Source organism: Paucibacter sp. KBW04 (assembly GCF_003852425.1).
In the GTDB taxonomy this organism is placed as follows: domain Bacteria; phylum Pseudomonadota; class Gammaproteobacteria; order Burkholderiales; family Burkholderiaceae_C; genus Paucibacter_A.
On the sequence record NZ_QAJN01000007.1, the window covers coordinates 300,329 to 323,481 of the forward strand.

14 protein-coding genes are annotated in these 23,153 nt (G+C 62.0%); 5 read left to right on the plus strand and 9 right to left on the minus strand.

The genetic code is table 11. From position 1 onward, the window contains the following. Nucleotides 1–38: 38 nt before the first annotated feature. The 6 genes from DBR47_RS09470 to DBR47_RS09495 form a co-directional block, all read right to left on the minus strand. Nucleotides 39–1,718, minus strand: coding sequence for a SulP family inorganic anion transporter (locus tag DBR47_RS09470; RefSeq protein ID WP_197046963.1), 1,680 nt, complete (start codon nt 1,716–1,718; stop codon nt 39–41). A 31-nt stretch (nt 1,719–1,749) separates the two neighbouring features. Next, nucleotides 1,750–3,873, minus strand: a complete 2,124-nt coding sequence (locus DBR47_RS09475) for a diguanylate cyclase (RefSeq protein WP_124449300.1) — start codon at nt 3,871–3,873, stop codon at nt 1,750–1,752. After that, entirely contained in the window at nt 3,870–6,026 is a 2,157-nt protein-coding gene (locus DBR47_RS24955) for a diguanylate cyclase (RefSeq protein ID WP_197046964.1), read from the minus strand. Before DBR47_RS24955 ends, DBR47_RS09475 begins: the two co-directional genes overlap by 4 nt. Before the next feature lie 374 nt (nt 6,027–6,400). Continuing rightward, complete coding sequence (locus DBR47_RS09485; RefSeq protein WP_231512215.1) at nt 6,401–8,107, minus strand: ABC transporter ATP-binding protein; 1,707 nt, start codon at nt 8,105–8,107, stop codon at nt 6,401–6,403. Nucleotides 8,108–8,114: 7 nt separating this feature from the next. Further along, nucleotides 8,115–9,176 carry an ABC transporter permease gene (locus DBR47_RS09490; RefSeq protein ID WP_124449306.1) on the minus strand — a complete coding sequence of 354 codons (1,062 nt, stop codon included), beginning with the start codon at nt 9,174–9,176 and terminating at the stop codon, nt 8,115–8,117. Then, a complete protein-coding gene (locus DBR47_RS09495) occupies nt 9,173–10,111 on the minus strand; it encodes an ABC transporter permease (RefSeq protein WP_124449308.1) in 939 nt (312 codons plus the stop codon). The genes DBR47_RS09490 and DBR47_RS09495 overlap by 4 nt, the downstream gene beginning before the upstream one ends. A gap of 289 nt (nt 10,112–10,400) precedes the next feature. On the opposite strand from DBR47_RS09495, the gene DBR47_RS09500 reads away from it, so the two are divergent. The 5 genes from DBR47_RS09500 to DBR47_RS09520 all read left to right on the plus strand — a co-directional run bounded on the left by DBR47_RS09500 (nt 10,401) and on the right by DBR47_RS09520 (nt 19,052). Next, nucleotides 10,401–12,335: an ABC transporter substrate-binding protein gene (locus DBR47_RS09500; RefSeq protein WP_231512216.1), complete on the plus strand. Its 1,935-nt coding sequence runs from the start codon at nt 10,401–10,403 to the stop codon at nt 12,333–12,335. 111 nt (nt 12,336–12,446) lie between these two features. After that, a complete protein-coding gene (locus tag DBR47_RS09505) occupies nt 12,447–14,306 on the plus strand; it encodes an ABC transporter substrate-binding protein (RefSeq protein WP_231512217.1) in 1,860 nt (619 codons plus the stop codon). A gap of 5 nt (nt 14,307–14,311) precedes the next feature. After that, a complete protein-coding gene (locus DBR47_RS09510) occupies nt 14,312–16,171 on the plus strand; it encodes an ABC transporter substrate-binding protein (RefSeq protein ID WP_124449310.1) in 1,860 nt (619 codons plus the stop codon). Nucleotides 16,172–16,179: 8 nt separating this feature from the next. Beyond that, nucleotides 16,180–18,003, plus strand: a complete 1,824-nt coding sequence (locus tag DBR47_RS09515) for an ABC transporter substrate-binding protein (RefSeq protein WP_124449312.1) — start codon at nt 16,180–16,182, stop codon at nt 18,001–18,003. 149 nt (nt 18,004–18,152) lie between these two features. Further along, entirely contained in the window at nt 18,153–19,052 is a 900-nt protein-coding gene (locus DBR47_RS09520) for an esterase/lipase family protein (RefSeq protein WP_370454894.1), read from the plus strand. Between the two features lie 525 nt (nt 19,053–19,577). Here the strand turns inward: DBR47_RS09520 and DBR47_RS09525 are convergent. The 3 genes from DBR47_RS09525 to DBR47_RS09535 all read right to left on the minus strand — a co-directional run bounded on the left by DBR47_RS09525 (nt 19,578) and on the right by DBR47_RS09535 (nt 22,916). Then, complete coding sequence (locus tag DBR47_RS09525; protein ID WP_124449314.1) at nt 19,578–21,044, minus strand: O-antigen ligase; 1,467 nt, start codon at nt 21,042–21,044, stop codon at nt 19,578–19,580. Between the two features lie 295 nt (nt 21,045–21,339). Further along, nucleotides 21,340–21,795, minus strand: coding sequence for a prepilin-type N-terminal cleavage/methylation domain-containing protein (locus DBR47_RS09530; RefSeq protein ID WP_305037013.1), 456 nt, complete (start codon nt 21,793–21,795; stop codon nt 21,340–21,342). A gap of 332 nt (nt 21,796–22,127) precedes the next feature. Continuing rightward, nucleotides 22,128–22,916 (minus strand): MBL fold metallo-hydrolase, encoded by a 789-nt coding sequence (locus DBR47_RS09535; RefSeq protein WP_124449316.1) that lies wholly within the window; start codon nt 22,914–22,916, stop codon nt 22,128–22,130. Between the last annotated feature and the right edge of the window lie 237 nt (nt 22,917–23,153).

Here is a 23,153-nt window from a genome sequence, read left to right on the forward strand (position 1 = left end):
TTAAATCACTCTGACCCCATTTTTTTAACCCCATTTTTTTAGATCACCGGCGAAGGGTCATTGCGCAAGGGGCGCTCGCCTTCCACCATGCCTTGGTGGTGGCTGAGAAAGACCTGACCCTCGAACCAGCGCTGCCAGTCGCTGGCACGCAGGCGGTCCAGCACCGGGCCTTTGACCTCGGACAGATCCAGGCGTCGGCCTTGCGATTTGAGGCTGGCATGCAGCTCGCGCAAGGCCTCCAGGCCGCTGAAGTCGATGCTGTTGACCGGTGACATCAAGAGCACCACCCGGCGCACCAGGGGCTGGGTCTGCAAATAGCCCTGCACCACATCGCTCAAGCCCCGCGCATTGGTGAACACCAGGCTCTCATCGATGCGCAAACCCATCACATCGGGCAAGCACTCGACCGCATGGCGGTCCACATTGCGGTAATGCTCGGTGCCAGGCACCCGGCCGATCTGCGCCACATGCGGGCGCGCGCTGCGCTGCAAGAGCAGGGCGATGGAACCCACCACGCCCAGGCCCAAGCCCACGGCCAGATTGACGCCCAGCACCGTCAGACAGACCAGCAACATCAGCAAGGCCTCGGGCCGCGCATAGCGCCAAGCATCGACAAAGGGCTGGAACTTCAGACCCGACAAAACCGCCACCAAGATGGTGGCCGAGAGCACCGCCTTGGGCAGCCAGGCCAAAGGTGCTGCCAGCAGCAGCATGGCCAAGCCCATGAAGACCGCCACAAAAGCGCCGCTCAAACGACTGCGGCTGCCCGCGTCCTGCAACAAGACGCTGCGCGAAAAACTGCCCCCCACCGGCATGCCGCCACTGAAGGCCGCGATCAGATTGGCCGCCCCCAGGCCGCGCAACTCGGCCGCCGGGTTGACCCGCTCGCCGCGCCGGCGCGCCAGCGACTCGGCCACCACCAAGCTGCTGACGTAAGCCATCAGCGACAAGAGCAAGGCGTGCGGCAGCAAGCCCAGCCAGAGGGCGGCGTCCAGGCGCGGCAGGCTGGGCCGCAGATCCAGCGGCGGCAGCGTGCCCAGCACGGCCACGCCGTGGGAGAGTGCATCGGTCTGCCAGGCCAAGCCCATGGCCGCCAGCAGCAGGCCCAGCGGCGCCAAGCGCGCCAAGGTGGGCGGCAGCCAGCGCCGCCCGGCCAGCAGCAGGGCGCAAGCACCCAGGCCATAGGCCAGGGTCAGGTCTTGCCAGACCAGGCCATGGGCCCAAAATTCTTGCGCCAAGGAAGGCAGATCCACACCTTTGGCCGGGCTACCAATCAGCACCGGCAGCTGGCTGATCGCGATGCTCAGCGTTGCACCGGTCTCAAAGCCGTAAAGCACCGGCACCGAGAGCAAGGAGGCCAGGGCATCCAGACGCAAGGCGGCAGCCAGGAGCAGGATCAGGCCCATCTCGGCCGCCAGCACCAGCGCCCCCTCGGCCGGGCTGACCCCGGCCGGCATGGCGCCCAGGGCTTGGGCAATCATCAGCGCCAGCACGGCCACCGGCCCCACCGCCAGCACCGGGCTTGAGCCCAGGGCGGCATAGGCCAGCAAGGGCAGCAAGCTGGCGTAGAGACCGATCTGCGGTGGCAGCCCGGCCAGCATGGCATAGGCCAGGCTTTGCGGGATCAAGAGCACGCTGACGACAAAGGCGGCCAGCACATCCTCGCGCACATGGGGTTGACGCAGGTGGGAGTGCAGCGTTTCGAGCGTGGTCTTCATCGGCGCCATTGTCGGCACAAATTGCACAAGCTCAGTGCGGGCCCAATACCTCGCGCAAATGCACCCGGTCCGAGCTACAAGCCGCCTCGAAATCGGCCTCGATCTGCTGCAGGGCCGAGCTGTCGTCCGCCTGCACGGTGGCGATGCCCAGGGCACGGTTGCGGCCCTTGGCCTTGGCCATATAGAGCGCCATATCGGCCCAGTTGACGGCTTGCTCCCAGTGCAAGGGCAGCTGGGCGGGCGGCAAGGGGAAATGTGCGAAGCCGATGGAGGCGGTCACGCGCAAGGGCCCGCCACTGCTTTGCACCGGCTCCCCGCCTATGCACATCAGCACCCGCTCGGCCAGCTGGCCGAGCTGCTCCTGGCTGACGTCGGCCGTGAAGACCAGGAACTCCTCGCCGCCCCAGCGCACCACCAGGTCCTCGTGGCGCACGGCATGGCTGATGCGCCGCGCCACCTCGCAGATCACGATATCGCCCACGGCATGACCGTACTCGTCGTTGACATGCTTGAAGTGGTCGATGTCTATCATCAGCAGGGCGCCGGTGAAACGGCTTTGCGCCTGCTGCTCCATCACCGCGAGGAAATGGCGGCGGTTGGCCAGATCGGTCAGCGGGTCGCGCTCGCTCTGGGCCCGCAGCAAGGCTTCGTTAGCCTTCAGGCGCTTGTTGGCGGCGCGCACCCGGCGCACCATCACCGTGGTCAGGGCCAAGGAGAGCAGCAGCAGGGCCGCCACCGCCGCCCCCACCTGGGTGAGCAGATGACGGTTGCTGAGCTGGTGGTCTTTGAGGCTGTTGTCGCGCGCCAGCAGGTCCAGATCGCGCTGCTTGCGCTCGATGTCGTACTTGATCTGCAGTTGCTGCAGGGCGGCCTCACGATTGCTGGCATGCACCTGGGCGCTGAGCTTGCGCTCCTCGTGATAGATGGCAATCGCTTCCTTGGCCCGGCCGGCGCCCTCCATCGCCTCGCCCATCTCGCGCAGCTCCAGCATGCGCAGACTCTGGTCGGGCTGGCCCACGCGCAGCTCGTCCACCCGGGCGGCCTCGCGCTTGGCGTTCTCGAACTGGCCCAGATACACATAGGCCACCGAGAGGTTGTGGCGCAGACTTCGCTCTATGCGTAGATCAAAGCGCTGCAATGCCATGGGCAGGGCCTGCAGGGCCAAAGTTACGGCTTGAGCCGCCTGCCCTTGGTGCATCAAGGTGTCCACCTGATTGGCACGGATTTGCAAGCCCACACGAATCGCATCGGCTTGTTCAGCGAAGGTTAGACCGTCCTCTAGCGCTTGCAACTGGGTCGGAAGATCGCGGCGAATCGAAGCCAAGGTCGCTTCATATACCTTGATTTGAGCCATCGCCAGCGGATCGCCCTGGGCGGTCTGCAAGGCTTGGACCAGCCAACGCCGCGAGGCCGCGTCCTGGTCTTGGGAATGCGCCAGCAAGGCCAGCGAGCCCATGCTGATGGCACTCATAAACGCGTCGCCCCCGGCTTCGGCCAGCTCAAGGCCGTATCGCGCAGTAGCCTCGGCAAAAGGCAAGGTACCCTCATTGCGCTGCTTGCGCTCCAGCACCCGCAAGGCATACCAGAGGCTGCGGAAATCACAGCCCTTGGCAATGCTGGCGCGCAAATCACTGCGCACGCAGGCCTTCTCCAGCCCTGCCACGGCGCGTTGAGCCAGGGCGGCGGCCGGCAAGGGCTGGCCCTGGCGATCGGCAATCTCGGCGCGCAGCAGATCCAGTCGGTTGCCAAACAAAGGGTCGGTCGACAAGCTATTGGCCAGGCGCTCGGCCGTGACGAAATCGGCGGCCTGGACGGCGATGCGGGCTTCGACCCAGCGCATCTGCTGCTGATGTTCGGTGTTAGCTGGGTCGCGCTGCAGCTGGTGCAGGCCGCGCAAGGCCTCGTCCGGCCTGTCGTAGGCGCGGCGCAGCAAGAGGCTCAGGCTGGCATCCAGCTTGGGATCGGGCGGGGCGTCGGGCCGCAGATCGGCCAGCAAAGAACTCGCCGAGGCGGCGGTCAGGGCCGGCGGAGGCGCGGTGGCGGAGACGCTGCGGGCATCGGCCCACACCGGCAGCACGCCCAAGCTGGCCAGCAGGCACGCGCAGCCCAGGGCTTGCAAGACGCGCGGCGCCACCCAGCCGGCTCGCACACTCATACCGTTGGCTCCAAGACTGGCCCTTGCAGGGTTTGCAGGCTGATCTGCCCCTCGCGCCAGGAGGACTCCATCTGCGCCGTCAGCTGCTGCAGCTGCGGTTCGTCCTTGGCGTCCACGCTTTCAATACCGTAAGCCTTGTTGCGGCCATGAGCCTTGGCCAGATACATGGCGGTGTCCACCAGATCGATGGCCCGCTCCCAGCTGGGCACCAAACCGTGCGGCATGATGGGCAGGCAGGCAAAGCCGATCGAGGCCGTCACCCGTATGGTCTCGCGCCCATGCACGATGGGCTGGCTGGCGATCTGGTCCAGCAGGCGCTGAGCCAGGGCCTTGGCATCGGCGGACTCATGGGAAACAAACGCCGGGCCGCCCCAAGTTGTTTCCCCTCCCCCTCGGGGGGCCTGACGCGCAGCGACAGGTCGGGGGGCTTCGGTTGCAGCTACCAGGATCAAAAACTCCTCGCCACCCCAGCGCACCACCAGGTCCACCTCCCGCAAGGCCGAGCGCAGGCGCTTGGCCACTTCGACCAGCACGCTGTCACCGGCCGCATGGCCGTAGTTGTCATTGATGCGCTTGAAGTGGTCGATATCGATCAGGAATAGCGTGCCGCTGAACTCGCCATCCTCGGGCTGGCGCTTGATGGCGGCCTGGAAGTAGCGGCGATTGGCCAGGCCGGTCAGCGGGTCGCGCTCGCTCTGGTGCTTGAGCGCCTCATTGCTGCGCGCCAAGGCATGGTTGGTCTTGCGTATGCGCTGATAGGCCAGGCCCAGCAAGATGGAGGACAGGACGACGCAGCCGCCCATGGCCGCCCACAGCTTGATTTGCAGATCGCGGGAGCGCAGCTGCTCGGCCTTGAGGCTGTTATCGCGGCCCAGCAGATCAATCTCCTTGGCGCGCTTGTCGTCGTCGTAGCGCGCCTGCGTTTCCAGCATGGCTTTGCGGGTCTCGGCCCGCAGGGCCTGATCGTCCCAGCGCCGGTGCTGGTGATAGGCCTTGACGGCGCCGGGCAAATCGCCGGCGCGCTCCAGATACTCGCCCAGCTCCAGCCAACCCAGGGCGGCGTCGCCCACGGAGCCCAGCCTCTCGTCGGTGGCAATGGCCGCCATCACCTCGCGTCGGCCTTCGTCCACGCGCTTCTGGGAGATCTTGGCAAAGCCAATGTTGTAGCGGGCAACGGCCTCCGAGGTCGGGTCTTTGGCCTTCAGGGCCAGGGGCAGGGCTTCTTCCGCGACTTGCTGGGCCTGCGAGTAGCTGCCGCGCTTGAGCAGCAGATCGGCGTAATTGGCCAAGGCCAGGGCGAGGAGCTTGTCGGAGCCGGTCTGGCGGGCATAGGCCTGGGTCTTTTGCGAGGCCTTCAGCGCCAGCTCCATCTGGCCGCGTTCGCTGAGCACGATGGCCAGGGAGTTGTGGATCTGGTACATCAGCGCCGGGTCCGGGTCCTTGGCCGCCTCGGCCAAGGCCTGCTCGGTGAACTGCAAGGCTTGATCCAATTGCTGGGCCTGTGCATAGGCGTAGGACAACATGCTCAGCGTTAAGGCCCGGCGCCAGCTCTGGCCCATCTGATCGGCCAGCTTGAGCGCCTCATGCCCCGCCTCGACGGCGCCGTCGAAGTCTCCCGCGTCGCCGCGCATATGCATCTGAAACTGGTAGCAGCGGATCAGCAAGTCCTTGGGCGCATTGCTGCCCGAGAACGCCGGCAGGGCCTGCAAGGTCTTTAGCGCCTCGCGCCGCTGGCCCTTCAAGACCAGGATCTCGCCCCTGACAACGTCGGCCGCCAACTGGGCAAGCGAAGACCAGGGGCCTTCGGGCCAGGCCTGTAACTCGACCAACATCTGCTGGGCAAGGCTCTCATCATGGCTGCGCGCCGCCGCCGCGCCGCGCAGGGCCAGCACCTGCAAACGCTCCAGACTGCTGGGGGCTGTTCTGAGCTGCAGCTCGCGCAGCTTGCGTTCGTTCTCGTCGTTACTCAGCAAGCCACCACGCTCGATAGCCTCCAGCTCGCGGGCAAAGCTCTGTGCCTCCTCGCCACTGAGGCGCAAGCCTTGCAGCGAGGGTGGTGGAGCTGCGGCCTTGGCGCCGACGGCGGCCGAGGGTTCGGGTTGGCAGGCCGTTAGCGAGCACAGCAAACCCAGGCTGAGCAGCGCACGGTTCAAGGCCTGGATCAAGGGCCGCCGCGCCATGCGCGCCGCCCCCGACCCGGACGCGCGTCCAGGGTCGAGTCGACCCGACTCAGCAGTAAACCAGCAAGCCATGCTCATTCGTACGAATATCGGCGGCGTTGGTCTTGGCTTGACAGATCAGATGCGCTTGAATGTGCAGTAATTGTCAAACCGACGAGCGCACATCCTAGGGCATGGCGAGCATCTGACAGGGGGCCCTTGGCTCAACCGCGGGTTTACCGCGAGTCGGCCTGTGCGGCTGGCGTTGCGCCAAACCCATAGCTGGCCAGCAAGCCGCAGCCCTAGGACTTGCTGAAGCGAGCGAGGCGGCGATGAATGCCGCCCTCGCTCGAATTGGGCCTGAGGCCTCAGGCCGCCAGACCGGCCGCCGTCGTGGCTTCTTGGTAGCCGCGTGGCACGGCACCCAGCAGGCGCCGGGTGTATTCCTGCTTAGGTGCGTGCAGCAGGGCCTGGGTTTCGGCTTGCTCGACCACATCGCCGTTCTGCATCACCAAGACCTCGTCGGAGATGAACTTGACGACGGCCAGGTCATGGCTGATGAAGATGTAGGACAGACCGAACTCGTCCTGCAAGTCCTTCAGCAGATTCAGCACCTGGGCCTGCACCGACACGTCCAGGGCCGAGACGGCTTCGTCCAGCACCAAGACCTCGGGGTTCAGCGTCAGGCAGCGCGCGATGGCGATGCGCTGGCGTTGGCCACCGGAGAACTCGTGCGGGTATTTGTTCAGCACGGTGTCGTCCAGGCCCACCTTCTTCAGCAAGGCGCTGGCGCGCGCCAGGCGCTCGTCGTGGTCCTTGCCGATCTTGTGGATCTCCATGGGCTCGACCAGGGTCTGACCGATGGTGAAGCGCGGGTTCAGCGAGGCATAAGGGTTTTGGAACACCACCTGGATGCGGCGGCGCATCTTCTGCCAGTCGTTGCCGCTCATCTTGAGCAGGTCCTGGCCCTCGAACAGCACCTCGCCGCCGGTGGGCTCGTGCAGACGCAAGAGCGTCAGGCCCATGGTCGTCTTGCCGGAGCCGGACTCACCCACCACGCCCAGGGTATAGCCCTTGCGCAGCTTGAAAGACACTTCCTTGACCGCCTTGAATTCCTTCTTGCCGAACAGGCCGCTGCCGAAGAAAAAGCTCTTCTTCAGAGCGCGAGCTTCCAGAATCACCGGCGCGTTCGGGTCCTTGGCCTTCTCGACCGCGGCGGCCTTGCCCTGGCCCATCTGGTTGGCGATGTGATCGTCGATCACCATCAGCCGCGCCGGGTTCTCCGTCAGGCTGGGGCGGCAGGCCAGCAAGGCCTTGGTATAGCTGTCTTGCGGGTTCTTGAAGATCTCGGCCACGGGAGCTTTTTCGCGGATCTCGCCATGGCGCATCACCACCACCTGGTCCGAGATCTCACCCACCACGCCCAAGTCATGCGAGATGAACAGCAAGCTCATCTTGTGCGTGTCCTTGAGCTTGGCCATCAACTCCATCACCTGGCGCTGGATGGTCACGTCCAGCGCCGTGGTGGGCTCGTCGGCGATCAAAAGCTTAGGGCTGCAAGCCAGGGCTACGGCAATCATGACCCGCTGCTGCTGGCCGCCCGACATCTCGTGCGGGTAGGCCTTCAGACGGCGCTTGGGTTCGGGGATGCCAACCTCGTTGAGCAACTCCTCGGCTCGCACCAGGGCCTGACGCTTCGTCATGCCCATGTGCTTGATCAGGGGCTCCATGATCTGGTCGGCCACGGTGAACACCGGGTTGAGCGAGCTCATCGGGTCCTGGAACACGCAGGCGATGTCGCGGCCGCGTATGGCTTGCAGCTCGGGCAGCTTGGTCTGCAAGAGGTCACGCCCCTGGAACAGGATCTTGCCCTGGCGCTCGGCGTTGTCCGGCAGCAGGTTCAGGATGGACATGGCGGTCACGCTCTTGCCCGAACCCGACTCGCCCACCAGGGCGACGGTGGAGTTCTCTGGCACATCGAAGCTGACGCCCTTGACGGCCAGGGTGCGCTGCATCTGGCCACCCACCTTGCCCATGCGGAAGGCGACCTTGAGGTCTTGAATACTTAGCAACATTTTCAAATCACTCCAGGCCACGCAGCTTGGGATCCAGCGCGTCGCGCAAGGCATCGGTGAACAAGGCGAAGGCGGTCACAAAAACAGCCATCACCGCCGTCACGGCGGCCAGCTGCCACCAGTAACCCAGGATCAGCTCGCTTTGCGACTCAGACAGCATGGTGCCCCAGGAGACCTGGTCCACGCCCACGCCCAGACCCAGATAGGACAGGATCACCTCGCTCTTGATGAAGCTCACCACATGCAGGGAGAGCTGCACCAGGGCCACATGCGAGACATTGGGCAAGATGTGCTTGAACATGCGCGAGAACTTGGAGGCGCCGATGGCCTCGGCCGAGCGCACATACTCACGCACCGAGTGCTTCATGAACTCCGCGCGAATCAGGCGGTAGATGCCGGTCCAGCCCGCCAGGCCCAGAATCATCACGACCGACAGCACGCCGCGGCCGAAGATCACCGCGAAGGCAAAGATCAGCAAGATGCTGGGGATGGCGGTGAAGACGTTGTAGACCCACTCCAAGAAGTCGCCCACCTTGCCGCCGAAGAAGCCCGACAGGGCGCCCAGCACGGTGCCGATGATGGTGGCCACCACGGCCGCCAACACGCCCACCAGGATGGAGACTTCCGCGCCCTTGATCACCTTGGACAAGACATCGCGGCCCAGGCGGTCGCCGCCCAGGGGCAGGGTCTCGGCCTTGACGATGACCTCGGTCTTGTAGGTCTTGGCGCGCTCTTCCCACTCGGCGTACTTGGGCGCCAGGGGGTCGATATCGCTCAGGTCCACATTGGGGCCCTTGGGTGCGGCCAGCACGCTGTTTGCCTCAGCAGGTGCGGGGCCGACGAAAGTCGGCGGCGCATTGGGCACGCCCACTTCTTTTTGCCAGTTCTTGGCGATCAGGCCGGTGCTGGAGGCGAACACCAGCAGCAGGAAGAAGCCCACGATGACCATGGACACCATGCCCACCTTGTCGCTGCGCAGGCGGCGCCAGGCGGCCGACCAGACGCCTTCGGAGCGCTGGGCGCTCTTGGGCGCCGCGGCATTGTTGTTATTGGAGATGACCGCACTCATTTAAGCACCACCCGTGGGTCGACCAGCTTGTACAGCAGGTCAGTAATCAAGTTCACAACCATGGTCAGGAAAGCGATATAGATCGCGAAGGCCTGAATCACCGGATAGTCGCTGCGATTCACCGCCAGCAAGATCTCACGGCCCAGGCCCGGGATGGAGAAGAACACCTCCAGCAAGAAGCTGCCGACGAAGACGCCAGGCAGGGCCACCGAGATATTCGTCATGATGGGGATCATGGCGTTGCGCAGCACGTGCTTGAGCAGGATGGTGCGCTCGGTCAGACCCTTGGCGCGCGCGGTGCGCACATAGTCATGGCCGATTTCGTCCAGGAAGAAGGTGCGATACAGACGGGTGTAGGGCGCAATCGCCACCGCCACCGCCACAAAAATAGGCAGGGGGGCGTAGGTGGTCAGATTGGTCCAGACGCTGTCCGTCCAGCCCTGCACCGGGAACCAGCCCAGGCGGAAGGCGAACACATACTGGCCCACGATCACATAGACCAGCAGCGAGATGGAGACCGCCACCGTGCTCAGAATCATCACCGTGCGGTCGGTCAGGCTGCCGCGCACATAGGCCACGGCCAGGGCGAAGGGAATCGCCAGCAGGACTTCCAGGATCAGGATGGGCAGCATGACGGTCAGCGTCGCCGGCAGGCGGCTGGCAAACAGGCTGGAGACCTGTTCATTGGTCGCCCAGCTCTTGCCCCAGTCAAAGGTCACGATCTGCTTGATGAAGATCAAGAGCTGTTCCCAGACCGGCTTGTTCAGACCCAGCTGTTCGCGAATCGCATTGATCTGCTCGGGGCTGGCATTCAGGCCCCCCATGATTTCGGCGGGATCACCACCGAAGTACTTGAAAAGAAAGAACACCAGCAGCACGACGCCGAGCAAGGTCGGAATCATTTGCCACAAGCGCCTGAACAGGTAGGCCACCATTGCTACGGGTCTCCGGGTATCAGATCGCGAAAGCGAAATTGAAAAGCTTGCTCAAACCGGCGCCCGCTTGTGATGGGGCCTAGGCTCGAATAAGTTTCATGAAAGAAATGTGGCGCGAGTCTAGTCGACGACGCGCCCGAAATCCCCCGGCATTTGTCCGGGGACCCTGAATTCATCGGCCTTGTGGGCGGCGTTCGCCCACATAAACCCCGCCGTGGCACTAGACTTCGCGACTGCGCGCAGGGCCACGAGTTCTGTCGTCCGTCTCTCTATTCCAAGAATGAAACCCGTGAATAAAGCCCGTCCGGCCCACTCGGCCTGGCCCCAAGCCATGCACAAGACCACCCCCACCGCCCAGCCTCCCGCCCGCTCATTGGGCCTGCAAAAATTGATGGCCTGCCTCAGTTTTTCTGTGGCTGCGGCCGCGGTCTTTAGCGCCACGGCAACGAGCGCCAGCGCGCAAGCCGCCGCCGCGGCGGCGCCCAGCAGCGAGCCCAAGGTCTTGCGCTATGCCTTCCGCGTGGCCGAAACCGGCTTCGACCCGGCGCAGATCTCCGACACCTATTCCAAGACCGTGGCCGCCGGCATCTTCGATGCGCCGCTGAAGTACGAGTACCTGTCCAAGACGCCCAAGCTGCAGCCCAACACCTTGGTGGCCTTGCCGGAGATCTCGGCCGACTTCAAGACCCTGACCTTCGAAGTCAAACCCGGCATTTACTTCAACGACGATGAGGCCTTCAAGGGCAAGAAGCGTGAGCTGACGGCGGCCGACTACATCTACTCCATCAAGCGCCATTACGACCCGCTGTGGAAGAGCCCCAATCTCTATCTGCTGGAGAACGTCAAGATCCTGGGCCTCTCAGAGCTGCGCCAGAAGTTGATGAAGGCCAAGAAGCCTTTTGACTACGACCAGCCGGTGGAAGGCTTGCAGGAGCTCAGCCGCTACAAATTCCAGATCAAGCTGGGCGTGGGTGACCCGCGCTTCGTCTACCAGTTTGCCGACCACGCCTTCCTGGGCGCCGTCGCCCGTGAGGTGGTGGAGTTGTATGGCGACAAGATCATGGAACACCCGGTCGGCACCAATGCTTGGCGCCTGGCCGAGTGGCGCCGCAGCTCACGCATCGTGCTTGAGAAGAACCCCAACTTCCGCGAGGAGTACTACCGCGAGCAAGCCCCTGCAGACAAGCCCGAGCTGGCCGCCCAGGTCAAGGCCTTGCAAGGCAAGCGCGTCCCCATGATCGATCGGGTGGAGATCGCCATCATCGAAGAAGCCCAGCCGCGTTGGCTGTCCTTCCTGGGCAACGAGGCAGAAGTCTTGCCCGAGGTGCCGTTTGAATTCGCCGGCATCGCCTTCCCCGGCGACAAGCTGGCCCCCAATCTGGCCAAGCGCGGCATTCAGATGACCCGCTTCATCTACCCCGAGATCGCCTTCTCCTATTTCAATATGGAAGACCCGATCGTGGGCGGCTACACGCCGGAGAAGATCGCGCTGCGCCGCGCCATCTCCCTGGGCATGGAGGTGGACAAGCAGATCCGCCTGGCTCGTCGCGGCCAGGGCATCCCGGTGCAAGGCCCCACCATCCCCGGTGTGTTCGGCTATGACCCGAGCTTTAAATCGGAGATGAGCGAATACAACCTGCCCAAGGCCAAGGCCTTGTTGGACCTGTACGGCTATACCGACAAAAACGGCGACGGCTGGCGCGATATGCCCGACGGCTCACCCCTGCGCATCGAGTACGCCACCCAGCCCAATAGCGACAGCCGCCAGCTGGCAGAGCTTTGGAACAAGGGCATGGACGCCTTGAAGATCAAGATGGTGTTCAAGACCGCCAAATGGCCGGAGAACCTCAAGTCCGCCAACGCGGGCAAGCTGCAGATGTGGGGCGTCAGCTGGGTCGCGAGCACCCCGGACAACGACACCTTCATGGCGCTTGCGGATGGCGGCGCCATCGGCAAGGCCAATAAGGCGCGCTTCAATCTGGCGGCCTACAACGCCATCTACCAAAAGCAAAAAGCCCTGCCCGACGGCCCCGAGCGCCTGGCCGCCATGCGCGAAGCCCAGCGCCTGATGATCGCCTACATGCCCTACAAGATGGACATCCACCGCATCTTCACCGACTTCTCCCAGCCCTGGGTCAAGGGCTATGAGCGCAATGTCTTTGTCCGCACCTTCTGGAACTATGTGGACATCGACGCCGAGGCACAAAAGCCCTTCCTGAACTAAGCCTCCGCGCCGGCCCGGCCTCGGCTCAAGCGCCGAGGCCCGCCTCTCTCGCCAAGCCCCTCACCGGCGCCGCCTGCAGCACCAGGCGCTGGCAACAGGATTTGTCTCTTGATGAAAAAGAAGATGATGACGATGTTGTCCTGCCTGAAGCTGCTGCCCCTGGCCGTCGCACTCTGGCTGCCCTTGACTGGGCATGCACAAAACGCCGCAGCGGCGGCTGCTGCTGCTACGAGCCCAAGCGAGCCCAAGGTCTTGCGCTACGCCTTCCGCGTCGCCGAGACCTCGTTTGATCCGACCCAGATCAACGACATCTACTCCCGCGTCATCACCGCCCATGTGTTCGAAACGCTTTATGCCTACGACCACCTGGCCCGGCCCATCCAGATACGCCCGCTGATCGCTCAGGCCCTGCCTGAGACGAATGCGAATTTCACCCGCTTCACCATCCGCATCCGCCCCGGCATCTACTTCGCCGACGACCCGGCCTTCAAAGGCCAGCGCCGCGAACTGACTGCGCAGGACTTCGTCTACACCTTCAAGCGCTTTGCCGACCCGCGCAACAAAAGCCCCAACTGGGCGGGCTTTGAAGAGGCCGGGCTCTTGGGCCTGGCCGAGCTGCGCCAGCAAGCCTTGAAGAGCGGCAAGCCTTTTGACTACGAACGCGAGATCCCCGGCCTGCGCGCCCTGGACCGCTACACCTTGCAGCTCAAGACTGCCGAGCCCCGCCCGCGCTTGCAGGAGCTGATCCTGACCGGCAACGACCTCTACGGCGCCATGGCGCGTGAGGTAGTGGAGTTCTACGGCGACAAGATCGGTGAGCACCCGGTCGGCACCGGCCCCTTTGTGCTCAAGTCCTGGCGGCGCTCCTCGCAAATCGTGCTGGAACGCAACCCCGCTTATCGCGAGCGTTACTACGACGCCCAGCCCGCCGCCGAAGACGCCGAGGGTCAGGCCTTGCTGGCCCGCCTCAAGGGCCGCCGCCTGCCCATGCTGGACCGGGTGGAGGTCGCCATCATCGAAGAGAACCAGCCGCGCTGGCTGTCCTTTCTGAATGGCGAGCACGACTTCATGGAGCAGTTGCCCGAGGACTTCATAGGCCAGGCCATGCCCGGCGGCCACCTCGCCCCCAACCTGGCCAAGAAAGGCCTGCGCGCGTATCCAGCCGTGGGCTCGGATGTGACGCTGACCGCCTTCAATATGGAGGACCCGCTGGTAGGCGGCTACACGGCGCCCCAAGTCGCCTTGCGTCGGGCCATCTCCCTGGCCCTGGACATCCCGCGCGAGATCCTGCTGGTACGGCGCGGCCAGGCGATTCAGGCGCAGAGCAATATCGCCCCCTTCACCACCGGCTACTCGGCCGAGTACAAAAGCGATATGGCCAGCCATGACCTGGCCCGCGCCAAGGCCTTGCTGGACGTGTATGGCTATGTGGACCGCGATGGCGATGGCTGGCGTGAACGCCCCGATGGCAGCCCGCTGGTCCTGCTGCGCAACACCCAGTCCGACTCGCAGTACCGCCAGCTCGACGAGCAGTGGCAAAAAGCCATGAACGATCTGGGCTTGCGCCTGGAGATGAAGGTGGCGAAGTGGCCGGAAAACCTCAAGGCCGCGCGCGCTGGCCGCTTCATGACCTGGAGCGTGGGCTCGCGGGCCGAGCAAAAAGATGGGCTGAAGTCTTTGCAAAGACTCTATGGCCCGGCCAGCGGCGGGCAAAACCTCTCGCGCTTCAACCAGCCCGAGTTCAACCGCATCTACGAGCAGATGCAGAGCATGGCGGATGGCCCAGCCCGTGAGGCCTTGTTCCTACAAGCCAAGCGCCTGGCCGCGGTCTACGTTCCGTACAAACCCCATGTGCACCGGCTTTACACCGATATGGGCCAGTCTTGGCTGTTAGGCTACCGGCGCCCCGTGTTCTGGCTGGATTTCTGGCAGTACGTGGACGTCGATAACAGCCTACGCCCCAAGCCCTAGAGATGATGAAACGATCGCAAGCCCGTCGAAATTTCTTGACCCGAACGGCCTCCCGAGGTCTTGCGATCACGGCACTGCTGAGCGGCCTCGGCCTGGCGGCTTCGCCAGCCCAGGCCGCTGCGCCGCAAAAAGAGGCCGCAGACGAGAAGGTGATGCGCTATGCCTTCAAGATCGCCGAGACCGGCTTTGACCCGGCCAAGGTGCAAGACCTCTACTCCCGCATCATCACCCAGCAGATTTACGAGGGCCTCTACACCTTCGACTATCTGGCCCGACCCTTCAAGCTCAAACCCCTGACGGCCGCCGCCCTGCCCGAGCACAGCGCCGACTTCAAGACTTGGACGATTCGGATCAAACCCGGCATCTACTTCGCCGAGGACCCCGCCTTCAAAGGCAAGAAGCGCGAGCTGACGGCGGCCGACTACGTCTACAGCTTCAAGCGCTTTGCCGACCCGGTGACCAATAGCCCCACCTGGGATGGGCTGGAAGAACAGCATCTGCTGGGCTTGAACGAGTACCGCGCCGAGATCGAGAAAAGCAAAAAGCCCTTCGACTACGACAAGGCCATCCCCGGCCTGCTGGCCCTGGACCGCTACACCTTGCAGCTCAGGCTGGCCGAGGCTCGACCCCGCCTGCCCCAGGTCTTGGCCGACGGCAGCTTGCTGGGCGCCGTGGCCCGCGAGGTGATCGAGACCTATGGCGACAAAAGCATGGAGCACCCGGTGGGCACCGGCCCCTTCAAGCTGGGCAATTGGCGGCGCAGCAGCCTGATCGAGCTGGTCCGCAACCCCGACTATCGCGAGCGCTATTACGACGCCGAACCCAATGCCGATGACGCCGAGGGTCAGGCCTTGCTGGCCCGCTTCAAGGGCCGGCGCCTGCCCATGCTGGATCGGGTCGAGGTGGCCATCATCGAAGAGAACCAGCCACGCTGGTTGTCCTTTCTGAACGGCCAGTTCGACCTGCTCTACACCTTGCCGGAGGACTTCACCTCGCAAGCCATCCCCGGCGGCAAGCTGGCGCCGACCCTGGCCAAGAAGGGAATGCACAGCTACACGGTGGTGGCTTCCGATGTGCTGTTCACCGTCTTCAATATGGAAGACCCGGTGCTGGGCGGCTTTGAGCCCGCCCACATCGCTCTGCGCCGCGCCATCTCGCTGGCCACCAATGCCGAGCGCGAGATGAAGATCGCCCGCCGCGACCAGGCCATCAGCGCGCAGTCCATCATGCTGCCCCACACCACCGGCTACGACGCGCAGTTCAAGAGCGAGAACGGCGACTTTGACCCGCAACGTGCCCGCGCCCTGCTGGACCTCTACGGCTATGTGGACCGCAACGGCGATGGCTGGCGCGAGCAACCCGATGGCAGCCCCCTGCTGCTGGAGAGCTTGACCACGCCGGACAGCTTCCAGCGCCAGATCGATGAAATCTGGGCCAAGAGCCTGGCTCAGATCGGCCTGCAGGTGAAGTTCAAATCGGCCAAATGGCCGGAAAACCTGAAAAGCTTGCGCGCCGGCAAGTTCCAAATCTGGTCCTTGGGCAGTTCCGCCTCCTCACCCGATGGGCAGGACGCGCTGGGCTTTTTCTACAGCCCGCGCATCGGCGGCCAGAACTACGCCCGTTTCAATCTGCCCGCCATGGACAAGCTCTACGAGCAGGCCAACAGCATGCCGGACGGCCCAGAGCGCGAGGCGGTGTTCCGCGATGCCAAGCGTCTGGGTGTGGCCTATGCGCCTTATCGCGCGCGCGGCCATCGCCTGATCACCGACATCGCCCAGCCCTGGCTGATCGGCTACCGCCGCCCGCAGTTCGCGCAGGACTGGTGGCAGTACGTGGACATCGACAACAGTCGCAAAAAGCCCTGATGAAAAACATGCGGACCTCTTTCGCTTCTTGCTTGAAAAAGTTTTTCGGGGCCGCCGCACTGCTGGCTGCGTTGCCGCTGAGCTTGGCCCTGGCCGCTGAGGCGAAGCCCGCGCCCAAGGTGCTGCGCTATGCCTTCGAGATTGCAGAGACCAATTTCGACCCGGCGCAGATCAGCGACACCTACTCCCGCACCATCACCCCGCATATTTTTGAGGCGCTCTACGCCTTCGACTACCTGGCCCTGCCGGTCAAGGCCAAGCCGCTGACGGCGGCCGCCTTGCCCGAGGTTACGAACGACTTCAAGACCTGGACCATCAAACTCAAGCCCGGCATCTACTTCGCGGACGACCCGGCCTTCAAAGGCAAAAAGCGTGAGCTGACGGCGGCCGACTACGTCTTTAGCTTCAAGCGCTTTGCCGACCCCAAGATCAAGGCTCCCCTCTACGCCAGCCTGGAGGAGATGGGCATCCAGGGCCTGCGCGCCCTGCGCGACAAGGCCATGGCCGAGAAGCGCGCGCTGGACTACGACGCGCCCCTGCCCGGCCTGCGCGCCCTGGACCGCTACACCTTGCAGATCAATCTGGACCAGCCTCGGCCGCGCCTGCTGGACAACCTCGCCAGCAACGACCTGCTGGGTGCTGTGGCCCGCGAGGTGGTGGAGTATTACGGCGACCGCATCACCGAGCACCCCGTGGGCACCGGCCCCTTTGTGCTCAAACAATGGCGGCGCTCCAGCCTCATCGTGCTGGAGAAAAACCCGGGCTATCGCGAACGCTTTTACGAGGCGGAACCGGCCGCCGACGATGCCGAGGGCCAAGCCCTGGTCGCCCGCTTCAAGGGCCGACGCATCCCCATGATCGACCGGGTGGAGATTTCCATCATCGAGGAGTCCCAGCCCCGTTGGCTGAGCTTCTTGAATGGCGAGGCCGACCTGTCCTTCATCGTGCCCAATGACTTCATCAACACCGCCCTGCCCGGTGGCAAGCTGGCACCCAATCTGCTCAAACGCGGCATGCATCTGCACCGCATCTTGGCGGCCGATGAAGCCTTCACCTTCTTCAATATGGAAGACCCGACGGTAGGCGGCTACACGCCGGCTCAGGTAGCGCTGCGCCGTGCCATCTCCCTGGGGCTGGATGTGGAGAAAGAGATCCGCCAGGTGCGGCGCGGCCAGGCCGTGCTGGCGCAAAGCCATGTGGTCCCGCATACCTCGGGCTACGACCCCAAGTACCGCTCCGAGATGAGCAACTACGACCCGGCTCGGGCGGCTGGCTTGTTGGATGCCTACGGCTTTGTGGACCGCGACGGAGACGGCTGGCGCGACCGGCCCGATGGCTCGCCATTGCTGCTTGAGGTGGCGACGCAACCGGATTCGCAGTCCCGCCAGTACGACGAGTTATGGCAGCGTTCCTTTGATGCCCTGCACATCCGGGTCAAGTTCTTTGCCGGCAAATGGCCAGAGCAAATGAAGGCAGCCCGCGCCGGCAAGCTGATGCTGTGGATGATGGGCAATCAAGCCGACTCGCCCGATGGCCTGGAGACCTTGCAATACATGTACGGCCCCCAAGCGGGCAACCAGAACATCTCACGCTTTAGGCTGAAGGAGTTCGACGATTTGTACGAGCGCATGTTGGTGATGCCCGACGGCCCCGAGCGCGAAGCCCTGCTCCTCCAGGCCAAGCGCATCCAGGCGGCCTACATGCCCATCAAGACCCATGTGCACCGCATCCGCAACGACATCTCGCAGCCCTGGCTGATCGGCTATCGCCGCCCCATGTTCCGCAATGAGTTCTGGCATTTTGTGGACATCGACAACAGCCTGCGGCCTTGAACCGGCACGGCTCGCACAAATGGGCAGAGGACTCTAGAACTGAGGCCGAGCGGCGCGGAGTGGCTAATATCGAAGCCGTGTCCATCCATCCTGGTGCCACTGTCGGCTCGACCTGAGGGTCTGCTGCCACGCGCCACCCCCAGCCCAGCATGCCAGCCGCCTCTCCACGCAAGCCACGCAGCAGCGCCACCCTGTCCAGTCCAAGCAAGCAGCGCGGCCTGCGCGAAGGCCGGGCCGGGCAAGCCAAGGCTGAGGCTTCGGCGCCGCCCCAGCATCACCCTCACCACTCTCATCACCTGCTGGACCTGAGCGCGCCCAATGCCTTGTTGCTGATGCTGGAGGGCCGCGCGCCCTGGGAGTTCGCCGCCTTGCTGGCCGCCTCGCCCTGGTTGCGCCGACTGCCGCGCGGCGACGGGCATCCGGTGATCGTCTTCCCTGGCCTCGGTGCCAACGACCTCACCACCAAGCCGCTGCGCAATTTTCTGGATGCCCTGGGCTACGAGACCCATCCCTGGGGCCAGGGCTTCAACTTCGGCCCCCGCCACGGCGTGCTGGAGCAATGCTCCGCCGATGTGAAGCGCTTGTTCAAGCATCATGCCCAACCGGTCAGCCTAATCGGCTGGAGCCTGGGCGGCATCTACGCCCGCGAACTGGCCAAGGAGCTGCCCGACCACGCCCGCTGCGTCATCACCCTGGGCACGCCCTTCACCGGCCACCCACGCGCCACCAATGCCTGGCGCTTCTTCGAACTGGTCAGCGGCCAAGACACCCACGACCCCGCCTTGATGGCGCAGATCCGCCAAACGCCGCCGGTGCCCACCACGTCGATCTACTCCCGCAGCGACGGCATCGTCTCCTGGCGCTGCAGCATCAACCCCCCCAGCGACCACAGCGAAAACATCGAAGTGCCGGCCAGCCATATCGGCTTGGGGATGAACCCGCTGGCGCTTTACGCGGTGGCAGATCGGCTGGCGCAGGGGGTGGGGGCCTGGAGCCCGTTTGATGCGGGGGGGGTGCGGAGGTTTTTCTTCAAGACCGGCCGCCCTTAAGAACCAGTCGGAAACCCCTATTCTGCTGGAATCAAGGTTGAAAGCCTTGAGACAGAAAAAGTTGCTCGACTTGGAAACTAGTGTGCAGGCACGTCAAGCAAAGATCGTCTGACCCCATTCTCCAACTGAAGCCGTAGTGCATTCGTAAGCGTCCCCTGACGACCAAACTCCTTCCAGTGCTGCGCTGACACTTGCGCACCAGCCAACACGGTCTGCGCAATACCTCACGACTGAAGATTTAGAGCTTTGACTCGGAAGAATGCAACAAACGGGCTAGCACATAGACGGACAAAGCCATCATCAATAAGCCGACTATTTCCATCTTAGGTGATTTTTGAAACGATAGTGCCAGTGCTCTTCCACTTGATGTCTTCTTCCCCATCATGATTGCAACATCTTCACGATAGTTTCGAGAGAAATGTATCTTCAAAAACCTAACGGTTATTGGATATTCATCAAGTGCTCGGTCCTGTCTCGTTGAAGAGCACGCGCAGCCCACTTCTCAACTAGTCAAAAGAATAAAAATCACTTGCCTAGCCATCCGTCCAGCCAGTACCTTGGCCGCCATAGCTCACTGGGTTCTGTCGTTTGACTCCTTACACCAATTCTCGGCTCTGGTTGCATAACCTCCTTAAGGCTTTGAATGGCCATCCACAATTGGGAACAAAGGAGCAACACCAGAAATCCCCGCCAAAGTAGATTGGATGAACCTTGACGACGCAGCCCTGACAATTCAACAAGACAGCGCTGCCGGGCCAAGCTCGCGAGGAACAAACCCAAGGTCAAGGCAATCCAAACTTGGGAAGTTGGCATGACAAAGTTGCCTGAAAAAATACCGTCAATTGCAGCAGCTACTAAAGCCAGAAAGCTACCAAGTGCAATTCCACTGGTTGCAAAATGCTGCAAATTAAGTTTCAAATACTGAGTTAGTCGAACGACTTGAACGACTAAAGATCCAAAAAATAGTAGAAAAAATGGCAGGCCAAATTCTGATAAAACTTGCAAGTAAATATTATGCGGATGTGCCCCTTTGGGATTCTTAAATTCCGCAAAGTTCATCGGACCTACACCGAGAATTGGTGACGATTTAAAATATTCAATCGCCAAATTCCAAAGTAGAAATCGTGAATGATCACTACCAGCCTCCGAGGAATTTTTAATTTGCGCGGCAATTGACAAATCACGCCAAGCAGGCACCACTTCGAATATCAAGTGAAAAAACAAGTATCCAAACATTCCGGCCAAAATAATCACAGCTGCAAGCTTTCGACCAATTTCTGCAAAGACAAGTGCTGAAAGGACGGCAATACAAAGTAAAGCCAGAATAGTTGCGCGGCCAAAAGTCATTGCCAGCAACATAAAATTCACAACCAAAGCAAACGCAGCAATTCCTCGCCACGGAAAACTGAGCTTTTTGTTTAGGCAAATGCCTGCCAACAATGGCAATGCAATTGTTTGGGAATGATTAAGAAATCTCGGATTGTCAAATCCTGAAATTAAAAGCCACGCATTTGGACGCTGGCCATCTACTAATACCATTGCAAGCATTAAAAGAAACTTCAACGAATACAGTGCCCAGCCAGCAATAATTATTTTAACTAGTCTTTGCTCGAAACCCGAGCGAAAGCAAATGTGTACGATGGCAATAACAAACCCAGCCACACCGAGAAAAAGCCCCAACTCTCGTAGTGAGGCTGCTTTGTTTATTGCGTGGACGCCAGATGTAACTGAAAAAATTACCAGTAGGCCGAATACTAGCTTTGCACTTTTTGTGAGATGCAAAGGTAGATTCCAACGCCTCAATGCGATATACAAGGCAGCGAGAGAGAAGAGGAAGGTTTGCGCAATTCGAGCTTGATTGTGAAATGACCCACCAACGAAAACAGGGAATAGAAACAGCGCGCAAATAAAGAAGCAGAGCCCGCTAAACATCAAGCCATCAAAAAAGCCAAATGAAAGCTCACTTCTTCCAGCTTCATAACTTTGAATCATGTCAAACTCACAGCAAAGCGCCGCGCTTGAGAGCACTCGTGGAACTTACAATTCATCGCCAAATTCCTTGAGAATCCGTTGCTGCCGCGCGGGGAGTTTAAAGGACTCGTCCAAACCGTTTCACTTACATTGAAACCTTGGTCAAACTCGTGCATTTTCTTTTTTTCGGTCAACTCAGAGTAGGACTGGCACCCCCGAATTGCGCCCGTGCAAGGCACGAAAAAAGGCGCCATATAGGCGCCTTTTTACTTCGAGTAAATAGTTTTATTTACTCAAACAAGTCTAGATACTAAGCTCAGGTACCAGCTGCAGTAGAGTTCTTAATGATCGAGTCCTTGATCGCGCCGGCGGCAACGCTGGTGGTAATCGTCCAAGACAAACGAGACGCATTCAGAGAGGGCGCAAAGGTGATCGTCTGGTCGCCCAAATCGGCACCAACCTTAGCCGCTGGAGTAAATGTTGCAACGATGGTGCCATCAGTTGCCACCACTGTGGTCAATACATCAGTTGCGCTCCACGCGGGAATACCGTTAGTACCGGAGCTACAGCCGGTCGTGGTTCCATTTTCTTGAGCGCACAAGGCCACAGCCTTCTTCACACCATCCATGCTAGACACCGCCGAGGCGGCCTTCGTCTTCGCCGTGTAATCCTTGTACTGCGGAATCGCCACAGCCGCCAAAATACCAATAATCGCCACGACGATCATCAGTTCGATCAGGGTGAAACCTTGTTGAACGCGCTTCATGCTCATGATGTGCTCCTAGAAAGGGAAAAGTGTAGGGACCAGAAAAATCAAAATTCGGATCAGACGCACCCCCTTGAATGCAGGGGTCGTGCCAGCTTTTTGGGGTCCGACTTCTGTGACTTTTCTCACATCTTTGAGACTCCGGGCTGCCTGATCTGACAATTTTTGTCAGTCCCGCCCTCCAAATTTTGTCGCCCACCTCGGGCCTGACAATTTTTGTCAGCTGTTCCATGGGCACCAAAACCCAGCACGTCCCAACAAGAATGAATTTGGGGTCAGAGTCAATTAATTGGTTAATTGACTCTGACCCCATTTTGAGGGCTGTGTGCAAAGAGGCATCACAGCGCCATCACATCCCCCGCCTGCAGCGGCCTGAGCGTATGCCCGGTGCTTAGGGACGCGATTTCTTGCATCACGGCTTCGACTTCGCCTGGCTTGATGTGGGTGATATGAACAGACACCGGGCCGTCCAGATGCGCCAACTCGCGGGCCAGGGCGGCAGGGCAGAGGTGTTGGCTGAGGCTGGCGAGTTCGTGTTCTTCGTTGCTGAACGCCGTTTCAATCACCAGATGCGAGAGCTTGAGTTGGGCCAAGCGCTGCCACAGGGCCGGGTTGGGGCCGGTGTCGCCGGTGAAAACCCAATGGGCGTGGCCTGAGGCCGGGCCGGCGTCGACGGCAAAGCCCACGGCAGGCACGGTGTGGGCGGCGCTCAAAACCTCGATGCTGCGGCCCTTGCCCAAATCCAGGCGCTCGCCGATCTCAAAGGGATGCAGGCTCAGCACCGGGCTCTCGGCCTTGGGCAGGCGGGTGAAGTCGGGCCAGATCACGCCGTTGAAGATATGGCGGCGCAAGGCCTCCAAGGTTTGCGGCAGGGCGTGAACCTGGATGGGCGGGCGGCCGGCGGCGGCGCGCAGGCGCAGCACCGAGTCGGCCAGCAAGGGGATGGACAGCACATGGTCCAGATGGGAATGGCTGACCAGGATGTGATCGATGCGGGCCAGGGCGTCCAGCGGCAGATCACCCACCCCGGTACCGGCGTCGATCAACACATCGTCGTCCAGCAGGAAGGCGGTGGTCTTGTAACCGGCGGCTATGGCGCCAGAACAGCCAAGGACGCGAATTTTCATGAAAAGCAGGGGTCGGAGAGAGGGTGGGGAGGAACCCTGTCGCGGCACACATATGCTGCGCTCAGGGATGCCAATGTACGCAGGCTTCTGGGCCGCGCTAAGTGAGCATTACCGGGTTTTTTCACTCACAGCGATACCCGGCACAAGCCCCGGCCGCTAACGTGATTTTGTGCACAGGCAATTCGTCGGTCTCGTGCCTGGCCGTCGGCAAGGGCGTGTTTGGCCCGGCCTTGGCAT